Origin of the sequence: Ectopseudomonas oleovorans (assembly GCF_003052605.1) — a bacterium.
GTDB classification, from domain to species: Bacteria; Pseudomonadota; Gammaproteobacteria; order Pseudomonadales; family Pseudomonadaceae; genus Aquipseudomonas; species Aquipseudomonas oleovorans_A.
This window is the reverse complement of the sequence record NZ_QASO01000099.1, coordinates 41,517-51,225: the sequence shown is the minus strand read 5'-3', so window position 1 is coordinate 51,225 and position 9,709 is coordinate 41,517. Positions and strand designations below refer to the sequence as shown.

General features: G+C 64.5%; 8 protein-coding genes. 1 reads left to right on the top strand and 7 read right to left on the bottom strand.

The window, feature by feature from the left end; genetic code table 11:
- Positions 1–208, bottom strand: a 208-nt coding sequence (locus tag DBO86_RS26285) for a hypothetical protein (protein ID WP_208630483.1), incomplete at its 3' end; no start/stop codon positions are given.
- Positions 209–270: 62 nt separating this feature from the next.
- Between DBO86_RS26285 and DBO86_RS16590 the strand changes: the two genes are divergently transcribed.
- A complete protein-coding gene (locus tag DBO86_RS16590; protein ID WP_108234261.1) occupies positions 271–1,002 on the top strand; it encodes a substrate-binding periplasmic protein in 732 nt (243 codons plus the stop codon).
- Here the strand turns inward: DBO86_RS16590 and DBO86_RS16585 are convergent, their stop codons facing one another.
- From DBO86_RS16585 to betI, 6 genes are all read right to left on the bottom strand, one after another.
- Positions 1,003–2,238 carry a GGDEF domain-containing response regulator gene (locus DBO86_RS16585; RefSeq protein ID WP_108234260.1) on the bottom strand — a complete coding sequence of 412 codons (1,236 nt, stop codon included), beginning with the start codon at positions 2,236–2,238 and terminating at the stop codon, positions 1,003–1,005.
- Between the two features lie 99 nt (positions 2,239–2,337).
- A complete protein-coding gene (dbpA, locus tag DBO86_RS16580) occupies positions 2,338–3,714 on the bottom strand; it encodes an ATP-dependent RNA helicase DbpA (protein ID WP_108234259.1) in 1,377 nt (458 codons plus the stop codon).
- Between the two features lie 48 nt (positions 3,715–3,762).
- Positions 3,763–5,187: a multidrug transporter subunit MdtD gene (gene mdtD, locus DBO86_RS16575; RefSeq protein WP_003458898.1), complete on the bottom strand. Its 1,425-nt coding sequence runs from the start codon at positions 5,185–5,187 to the stop codon at positions 3,763–3,765.
- 186 nt (positions 5,188–5,373) lie between these two features.
- On the bottom strand, positions 5,374–7,071 hold the full coding sequence (gene betA, locus DBO86_RS16570) for a choline dehydrogenase (RefSeq protein ID WP_108234258.1): 1,698 nt from the start codon (positions 7,069–7,071) through the stop codon (positions 5,374–5,376).
- Positions 7,072–7,231: 160 nt separating this feature from the next.
- Positions 7,232–8,704 carry a betaine-aldehyde dehydrogenase gene (gene betB / locus DBO86_RS16565; RefSeq protein ID WP_108234257.1) on the bottom strand — a complete coding sequence of 491 codons (1,473 nt, stop codon included), beginning with the start codon at positions 8,702–8,704 and terminating at the stop codon, positions 7,232–7,234.
- 191 nt (positions 8,705–8,895) lie between these two features.
- Positions 8,896–9,486 (bottom strand): transcriptional regulator BetI, encoded by a 591-nt coding sequence (gene betI, locus DBO86_RS16560; protein ID WP_003458901.1) that lies wholly within the window; start codon positions 9,484–9,486, stop codon positions 8,896–8,898.
- Between the last annotated feature and the right edge of the window lie 223 nt (positions 9,487–9,709).

Genomic DNA, 9,709 nt, shown 5'->3' with positions numbered 1-9,709 from the left:
GCGACGGAGCCAGTTTTTGCGTGGGGCTAGGCGCGAGACGCGAAGTTTGGTCGCCCAAATGAGCCGTCGAGTAACGACGTACCACGCAAAAACTGGCCCGTCCCTTCGGGTTGCGCGGCAAATTGCGCCATGCGTCGTTGCGGGATTTGGCAAGGGAACGACCATTACCTGCATCCCGCGCCTCGCGTGGCGCAATTTGGCGCAGCAACGCGGCTCGCGTCGAAACGGCAACAGACCCTAGAACTGATCATTTCGGATGGACCGCCACCAATGCCCGCAGTGCGTGCCTGGCTATTGCTCTTGCTGCTGTCGCCGGCGCTTGCCTCGGCCGAGCTGTTGCGCCTGGTGGCCGACCCCTGGCCGCCGTTCAACGATCAACGGTTGCCCGGCAAAGGTCTGGCCAGTGATCTGGTGGAGCAGGCGCTCGCACGTGCCGGCTACACCACCAGCTACGTGGAGGCGCCCTGGGAGCGCGCGGTGCTGGGGCTCAAGCGTGGCGATTACGATGTACTGATCAACGCCTGGTACAGCGCCGATCGCAGCGAGTATGGCTATTTCTCCCAGCCCTATCTGGTCAACCGTATCCGCTTCATGCGGCGCAAAGGGAGCGACATTCAGTTCGAGACCCTGGCCGATCTCTACCCGCACAACATCGCGGTGGTTAGGGGCTATGCCTATTCCAGGGAATTCGATAGCGATCCGCAGTTGCTCAAGGTTGGTGTCGGCAGTTTCGAAATCGCCGCGCGGATGCTGCATGCCGGGCGCGTGCAGCTGGCGCTGGAGGATGAGCTGGTCGCGCGCCACCTGCTCGCTAACAAGCTGAGTGCCATCCGCGATGAACTGGAGTTCCTGCCGCTGCCCTTGAGCGAGAATGGCCTGCAGATCCTGGTGCGGCGCAGTCTGGCCCAGCATCGCGACATTGCCAGGCGTTTCGATGCGGCGATTCAGGCCATGAGCGACGACGGCAGCTATGTCGCGACGCTGCAGCGCCACAGCCCCTGATCAGGCCAGTACGGTGCGGGCACGGCCCTGTTGCTTGGCCCGGTACAGGCGAATGTCGGCTTCATGCAGCAGGCTTTCCAGGTCCTCGGGTTCACCCTGATAGAGGCCCGCGCTGAACGATAGCGCGGGCGCGCCGACGGCGTAATGCAGGCCGGCGCACTGTCGGCGCAGTTTATCCAGTGCCTGAGCCACATGATCCGCGCCATGCAGGGTCAGCAGGGCAAATTCCTCTCCGCCCAGGCGGCCCAGCAGCATGTCGGGGCAGGCATTGCTTATGGCCCGGGCGAACACCACCAGGGCGCTGTCGCCGCTGGCATGACCGAAGCTATCGTTGATCTGCTTGAAATGATCGAGATCGAGCATCGCCACGCTGACCTCGCGACTTTCCCGTTGCGCCTTCTGCAGTATCTGCATGCCTTGCTCGTAGAAGGCGCGGCGGTTGTTCAGGCCGGTCAGGGCATCGAACTGCGCGGCCTTCTTCAATGCGCGCAGCAGGTCGCGTCGCTCCAGGGTCGACATTACCCGGCAGTTTAGCTCTTCAGGGCAGAAGGGTTTGCGCAGGAAGTCGTCGGCGCCGTGCTTGATGAACTGCGCACTGAGCGAGCCCTTGGGGTCGGCGGACACGCCGATGATGATCAGGTCATGGAGGCGCAGTTTCTGGCGCAGCAGCTTGACCAGCTCGAAACCGCTGACGCCGGGCATGGCATGGTCGAGCACCAGCAGGTCGATATCTGGATGCTCATTGAGCTGGCGCAGGGTCTCCTTGCTGTCGCTGGCCTCGATGATCTGATAGTGGTGTGGCTCGAGGATGTGGCGAATGTAGTGACGCTGAGCCGCAGAGTCGTCGGCGATGAGAATCTTGATATGGCTGTTGTGGTCGAGCCGGTGCAGGAGGCGGAAGGCGTACTCGTAGGAATGCTGGCTTTCCTTGAGTACGTAGTCGACCACGCCTTTCATCAGCAAATCGTCACGGCGCTGTTCGTTGTAGCTGCCACTGAGCACGATGCACGGCAGGTGGTAGCGCATCACCAGATCGACGCTTTCGCCGTCCGGTGCGTCCGGCAGGTGCAGGTCGACGATGGCCGCGAAGAACAGCGCCGCAGAGGTCTCCAGCATGACTTCCGCTTCTGCCAGTGAGGCACAGAAGATCGGTTCCAGATCGGTTTCCTGACGGAACAGATGCTCGAGTATCTTCAGTACCAGTGGGCTGTCTTCAATGACCAGAATATTGCGCATGGGTAACTCCGGCCCAGGCCGTTTGATTCTTTACATCAGCCCGGGAGGCCGTTCGCGATCCTGCGACCTAGAGCGAGCACGGTCGATCTGAGTCGGCTCTCACAATAACCGCACACGCAGCGTTCTGCCCTTGATTTTGCCTTCGCTCAGGCGTTTCAGGGCCTGGCGCGCCACATCGCGTTGCACGGCAACCAGGGCCTGGTAATCGAACAGGGCGATCTTGCCAACCTGATCGCCCGGGATGCCGGCATCGCCGGTCAGGGCGCCGAGGATGTCGCCGGGGCGCAGTTTTTCCTTGCGCCCGGCACCGATGCACAGGGTATGCATCGGCGGCAGCAACGGCTCACCCGTTGCCTTGACCGCGGGTAATGGGTACCAGGCGAGTTCCTTGCCTTGCAGGGTTTCGATGGCCTGGGCGCGACCGGCTTCAGCGGGCGCCACCAGGCTCAGTGCCAGGCCTTTCTCGCCAGCGCGACCACTACGGCCGATACGGTGGATATGCACCTCGGCATCACGCGACAGCTCAACGTTGATCACCATTTCCAGCCCGGCGATATCCAGGCCGCGCGCTGCGACGTCGGTGGCCACCAGCACGCTGAGGCTGCGATTGGCGAACAGGGCGAGGATCTGATCGCGATCGCGCTGTTCCAGATCGCCATGCAGCGCGGCGGCGGAAATCTTCTCGGCTTCCAGTTGCGCGGCCAGCTCGTCGCACTGCTGGCGCGTGGCGCAGAAGGCCACGGTTGGTTGCTTGCGGAAATGCCGCAGCAGGGTGCTGACCGCTTCCATACGTTGGCTTGGCGCTATTTCGTAGAAGCGCTGCTCGATCTGCCCGTCGTCGTGCTGAGCCTCCACTTCGACCCGCTCCGGGCTACGCAAGAAACGCGCGGCAAGCTGTTCGATGGCGGGCGGATAGGTGGCGGAGAACAGCAGGGTCTGACGGCGTGCCGGGGTCTGCTCGATGATTTCGGCGATGCTGTCGATAAAACCCATGTCGAGCATGCGGTCGGCTTCGTCGAGTACCAGGGTATTGAGCCCATCGACTTTCAGCGTGCCTTTGCGCAGGTGCTCCTGCACTCGTCCCGGCGTACCGACGATCACGTGCGCACCATGCTCGAGCGAGCCGATCTGCGGGCCGAAGGGCACGCCGCCGCACAGGGTAAGCACCTTGATGTTGTCGACAGCACGGGCCAGGCGGCGGAGTTCCTTAGCCACCTGATCGGCCAGTTCACGCGTCGGGCACAGCACCATGGCCTGGCAGCCGAAGTAGCGCGGGTTGAGCGGGTGCAGCAGGCCGATGCCGAAGGCAGCGGTCTTGCCGCTGCCGGTCTTGGCCTGGGCGATCAGGTCGCGGCCCTTGAGCATCAGCGGCAGGCTGGCGGCCTGGATCGGCGTCATCTCGGCATAGCCGATGGCGGCGAGATTGGCCTGCATGGCGGCAGAAATGGGCAGGCTGGCGAAGGCAGTAGCGGTCACGGCAAGACTCGGGGGTGAAGAAACAGGCCGGCAGTGTAGCAGGCCCGCTCATTCGTCCGCTGAAACCTCAATATTGCGCCCGCTACGGCCATCTTTCGTGTCCAGTTGCAGGAAGATCGCCGCCGCCAGCATCGACAGCAGGCCAACGCACAGATAGGTCGCCTGGAACGCCTCCAGCACATGGCCGTTGTCGCCCAGCTCGCGGCTGAAACCGCTGAGCAGGGCCGCCGCCGATGCAACGCCAAGGCCCATCGCCAGCTGTACCACCACCGACAGCAGGCTGTTACCGCTGCTGGCGTCGCGGTTGTCCAGGTCGATCAGCGTTACCGTGTTCATCGCGGTGAACTGCAGCGAGTTGCAGGCGCCGATCAGGCTCAGCTGGATGATCAACTGCAAGGTCGAGGTTTGTGCGTCGACCAGGGCCAGGCTGGCGATCAGGGCGCCGAGCAGCAGGGTGTTGCTGGTGAGGATGTTGCGGTAGCCGAGGCGCTCGATCAGCGGCCTGGCCAGGGGCTTGGCTGCCATCGCCGCCAGTGCCAGCGGAATCAGGCTCATGCCGGCCTGGGCCGGCGAATAGCCCATCGCCAGTTGCAGCAGCAGCGGCGTGAGGAAAGGTAGCGCGCCGCTGCCGAGGCGCGCGAACAGGTTGCCGATGATGCCCACGGCGAAACTGCGGGTGTGGAACAGCTTGGGTGCGAACAATGGCTGCTCGATGCGCCCGGCGCGCAGCCAGTAGGCGGCCAGGCAGGCCATGCCGCCGAGCAACAGCAGCACCACGCGCATGGTTGGCAGGTGCAGTTCGCCGAGCCCCTCCAGGGCTACGGTGATCAGCAGCATGGCGGCGCCGAACAGCAGAAAGCCGACGCTATCGAAGCGGCTGCGCTCAGGGCCGCGCAGATCCGGCATATGGCGCCATACAGCCCAGCAGCCGAGTAGTCCCACCGGCAGGTTGATCAGGAAAATCCAGTGCCAGCTGGCCACCTCCACCAGCCAGCCGCCCAGGCTCGGGCCGATCAGCGGGCCGAGCAAGCCGGGCAGGGTGATGAAGCTCATGATCCGCACCAGTTCCGAACGCGGATAGGCGCGCAGCACCACCAGGCGCCCGACCGGCATCATCAGTGCGCCGCCCAGGCCCTGGATGACCCGTGCGCCGATCAGCATGCTCAGCGACTCCGACAGTGCGCAGAGCAGTGAACCGAGGCTGAACAGGGCGATGGCGCCGAAGAAGATACGTCGCGTACCGAAACGGTCGGCGACCCAGCCCGACGCCGGGATCAGCAGGGCCACGGTGAGCATGTAGGCGATTACCACCGACTGCATGCGCAGTGGATCTTCGTTCAGATCGCCCGCCATGGCTGGCAGCGCCGTATTGAGGATGGTGCCGTCCAGCGTCTGCATGAAGAAGGCGATGGCCACTATCCATGGCAGCAGGCGGGCGGTGCGTGGGTCGAGTTGGTTGAGCGTGGGTTGCATGAGGCGTCCGGCAGTCAGTGGCGGCTGTCACCGCTCCGCCATTATTGCGCAAGTGCTCCCGTTCGACGGCACTGGCGCGAATAAATTCGCTCCGGCCTGCAAGCGGTATTCAGCCGGCTCGGTATGGCTCGGGGCTCCGACGATAGGCGCGGATTGATCCGCGACGGGGCGCGCAGCCCTTCGAACTCAGGCTACCGAGACTTCTCGCTGCGGTTGCCCGCGTACCGGGCGCTCGCCGGCGACGAAGTAGGGCGCGGTGCTGCGCGGCAAAGGCTGGCGACCACGAATCCGGTCCGCGATCTTCTCGGCGATCATGATGGTGGTGGCGTTGAGGTTGCCGGTGATGATCTCCGGCATGATCGACGCATCCACTACGCGCAAGCCCTGCAGGCCGTGCACGCGGCCCTGACCATCGACCACCGCCATGTCGTCCTCACCCATCTTGCACGAGCAGGAGGGGTGGAAAGCCGTTTCCGCATGCTCGCGAATGAAGGCATCCAGCTCGGCGTCGCTCTGTACATGCGCGCCAGGGCTGATTTCACGCCCACGGTAAGGGTCGAGTGCCGGCTGCGCCATGATCTCGCGGGTGATGCGGATGGCGTCGCGAAATTCCTGCCAGTCCTGCTCATGGCTCATGTAGTTGAACAGGATGCTCGGGTGCTGGCGCGGGTCCTTGGATTTGAGCTGGATGCGCCCGCGGCTAGGCGAGCGCATCGAGCCGACGTGGGCCTGGAAACCATGCTCGTTCACGGCGTTGCTGCCGTTGTAGTTGATCGCCACCGGGAGGAAATGGAATTGGATGTTGGGCCAGGCGAACTCCGGGCGCGTGCGGATGAAGCCGCCGGCCTCGAACTGGTTGCTGGCGCCGATGCCGTTGCCGGCGAACAGCCATTGCGCGCCGATGCCGGGCTGGTTGAGCAGCTTGAGCGCCGGGTACAGCGACACCGGCTGGGTGCAGGCGTACTGCAGGTACATCTCCAGGTGATCCTGCAGGTTCTGGCCGACGCCAGGCAGTTCATGCACCAGCGCGATGTCCAGCTCGCGCAGTAGCGCGGCAGGGCCGACGCCGGAGCGCTGGAGGATCTGCGGTGAGGCGATGGCGCCGGCGCACAGCAGTACCTCGCGACGGGCGCGGGCTTCAGTGGCGTTGTTAGAGTTGCCGATCAGGTAGCTCACGCCGCTGGCGCGCTTGCCGTCGAACAGGATGCGGTCGGTGGTGGCGTGGGTGACGATGGTCAGGTTGGGACGCGCCCTTGCCTGGTCCAGATAGCCGCGCGCGGTGCTGGCGCGGCGACCTTGCGGGGTCACGGTGCGATCCATCGGGCCGAAGCCTTCCTGCTGATAGCCGTTGAGGTCATCGGTACGCGGGTAACCTGCCTGTACGCCGGCGTCGACCATGGCGTGGAATAGCGGGTTGTTGCCGGCCTTGGGCGTGGTCACGCTGACCGGGCCGTCACCGCCGTGGTAATCGTTGGGGCCGATGTCGCGGCTTTCCGCCTTGCGGAAGTACGGCAGGCAGTCGAGATAGGTCCAGTCTTCCAGACCGGGCCGCTTGGCCCAGTGGTCGAAGTCCAGGGCGTTGCCGCGGATGTAGCACATGCCGTTGATCAGCGATGAGCCGCCCAGGCCCTTGCCGCGTCCGCATTCCAGGCGGCGGTTGCTCATATGCGGCTCTGGGTCGGTCTCGTAGGCCCAGTTGTAGCGCCGGCCCTGCAGCGGGAAGGCCAGGGCGGCGGGCATTTGGGTACGAAAGTCGAAGCGGTAGTCGGGGCCGCCGGCTTCCAGCAGCAGTACGCTGACGTCTGCGTCTTCGGTCAGCCGGGTGGCCAGGACGTTACCGGCCGAACCGGCGCCGATGATGATGTAGTCGAATTCCTGGGTCATGGCTACTCCTGTTGCCCGGCTGCGATCCGGGAAAACGCGGTGACTGGTCCCGGATTGCATCCGGCTACGGGGCGGCGACTTTTTTGTAGGAGCGGATTTATCCGCGATGCTTTTCGCGGCTGAAGCGGTGCGCCGCCCGGCCGCTCCGACAACACTGGATTCAGAACACCGAGACGTAATCGCCCATTTCCAGCTGCACCGACTTGATGCGGGTGTAGTGGCCGAGGGTGACCAGGCCGTTCTCGCGGCCGACACCGGACTGCTTGTAGCCGCCCACCGGCATCTCGGCTGGCGACTCGCCCCAGGTGTTGATCCAGCAGATACCGGCTTCCAGCTTGTGGATCACCCGGTGCGCGCGGTTCAGATCACGGGTCACCACGCCGGCAGCCAGGCCGTAGTCGGTGTCGTTGGCGCGGCGGATCACTTCCTCTTCGCTGTCGTAGATGAGGATGCTCATCACCGGGCCGAAGATTTCCTCGCGCACGATGGTCATGGCATCCGTGCAATCGGTGAACACGGTGGGGGCGACGTAGGCGCCCTTGGCATAGTCGCCATCACTGACGCGTGTGCCGCCGATCAGCAGGCGTGCACCCTCGCTGCGGCCCTTCTCGATGTAGCTGAGCACGCTTTCCATGTGCGCGTAGCTCACCAGCGGGCCGAAATTGGTGGCATCGCTGAGCGGATCGCCGAGGCGGATGCGCTTGACGCGCTCCAGCACCTTGGCCTCGAAGCGCGCCTGCAGCATGCGTGGCACGAACACGCGGGTGCCGTTGGTGCACACCTGGCCGGAGCTGTAGAAGTTGGCCATCACCGCGATGTCGGCGGCGCGGTCCAGGTCGGCGTCCTCGAAGACGATCAGCGGCGACTTGCCGCCCAGTTCCATGGTCACTTCCTTGAGGCTGGAGCTGGAGGCGCTGGCCATGACCTTCTTACCGGTGATGGTGCCGCCGGTGAAGGACACCTTCTCGATACCCGGATGCTCGGTCAGCCACTGGCCGACTTCGCGACCGCTGCCGGTGAGCACGTTGAATACGCCTGCTGGCAGGCCGGCCTCGGTGTAGATCTCGGCCAGTTTCAGTGCGGTGAGCGAGGTCACTTCGCTGGGTTTGAAGATCATCGCGTTGCCGGCGGCCAGGGCCGGGGCGGATTTCCACAGGGCGATCTGGATCGGGTAATTCCAGGCGCCGATGCCGGCAACCACGCCCAGCGGTTCGCGACGGGTATAGACGAAGGAGGTCTCGCGCAGCGGGATTTGCTCGCCCTCGATGGCCGGGATCAGGCCGGCGTAGTACTCCAGCACGTCGGCGCCGGTGACGATGTCGACGTAGCGGGTTTCCGACAGTGGCTTGCCGGTGTCGAGGGTTTCCAGCACGGCCAGTTCATCGTTGCGCGCACGCAGGATGTCCACCGCCTTGCGCAGGATGCGCGAGCGCTGCATGGCGGTCATCGCCGCCCACACCTTCTGCCCTTCGGCGGCGCTGGTCACGGCACGGTCCACGTCGGCCTGGCTGGCGCGTTGCACCTTGGCCAGCACCTCGCCGGTGGCCGGGTTGATGCTGTCGAAGGTTTCTCCACTGCTGGCGGCGACGTACTGGCCACTGATGTAGAGCTGCTGTTCGGCGAAACGTGGCATGGGCTGTCCTCTGTCTTCGATCTGCTTAGAGAACAGCCTATTTTATTTAAATTGAACGATCAATCAACAAAAACGACAGGGCGCTGCCAATCACGACATGGCCAGGCGGTTATTGCGTAGAGCCGTTAACGGGTAGGGTGGGCTTTAGCCCACCAAGGTCATGCGCGTGAGGCCTTGCCGTCGGCAACCCTCTAACGAGCCTTGGCCAATTGCAGGTCGAGGTAGTCGTAGGCGATGCGGCGTGCCTGTGCGGTGTCGAAGGCCTTGCCGGACAGCGCCCCGCGTAGCCACAGGCCGTCGATCAGCGAGGCCAGCCCGCGGGCGGCCTGGCGTGCCTGGTCTTGCGGCAGCGCGCGGTGGAACTGGCCGCACAGGTTGGAATAGAGGCGGTGGTCATTGACCCGTTGCAGCCGGCGCAGGGCTGGCTGGTGCATGCTGCTGGCCCAGAACGCCAGCCAGGTTTTCATCGCCGGGCCGCTGACCTGGCTGTCGTCGAAGTTGCCGTCGATCATTGCGCGCAGGTGGGCGCGCGGGCTGTCATCGCTCAGCGCCTGGCGTCGTTCGGCCACGGCATCGCGCAGTGCCTGCATCAGGTGGCGCATGGTGGCTTCGAGCAGGCCGTTCTTGTCCTTGAAGTAGTGACTGATGATGCCGTTGGAAACCCCGGCCAGGCGGGCGATATAGGCGATGCTGGCATCGGCCATACCAACCTGGTCGACGGCTTCCAGGGTGGCGGCAATCAACTGCGAACGACGAATGGGCTGCATGCCGACCTTGGGCATGGGTGTCTCCAGCGGGGGAAGTTGGGCCGGAGTCTAGGCGGATTTTGATCGTTCGATCAATCAAACGAGGTGGGAGAGCGGGGGCGGGGCGCCGATTCCGCAGGGTGGCGCGGGGCCACCTTGGCCCTGCGCACCGCCTTGCCTCGGTACCCGTGGCGCACGCGGCCTTGCAAAACGACGAAGCGGGCCAGAGGCCCGCTTCGATGGCATGCAGCGAGTGCGG

Bases quoted from the DNA above. Each gene is read 5' to 3' on its own strand.
- DBO86_RS16590 (WP_108234261.1), top strand. From the start codon at position 271: ATGCCCGCAGTGCGTGCCTGGCTATTGCTCTTGCTGCTGTCGCCGGCG.
- DBO86_RS16585 (WP_108234260.1), bottom strand. From the start codon at position 2,238: ATGCGCAATATTCTGGTCATTGAAGACAGCCCACTGGTACTGAAGATA.
- mdtD (WP_003458898.1), bottom strand. From the start codon at position 5,187: ATGCAACCCACGCTCAACCAACTCGACCCACGCACCGCCCGCCTGCTG.
- betA (WP_108234258.1), bottom strand. From the start codon at position 7,071: ATGACCCAGGAATTCGACTACATCATCATCGGCGCCGGTTCGGCCGGT.
- betB (WP_108234257.1), bottom strand. From the start codon at position 8,704: ATGCCACGTTTCGCCGAACAGCAGCTCTACATCAGTGGCCAGTACGTC.
- betI (WP_003458901.1), bottom strand. From the start codon at position 9,486: ATGCCCAAGGTCGGCATGCAGCCCATTCGTCGTTCGCAGTTGATTGCC.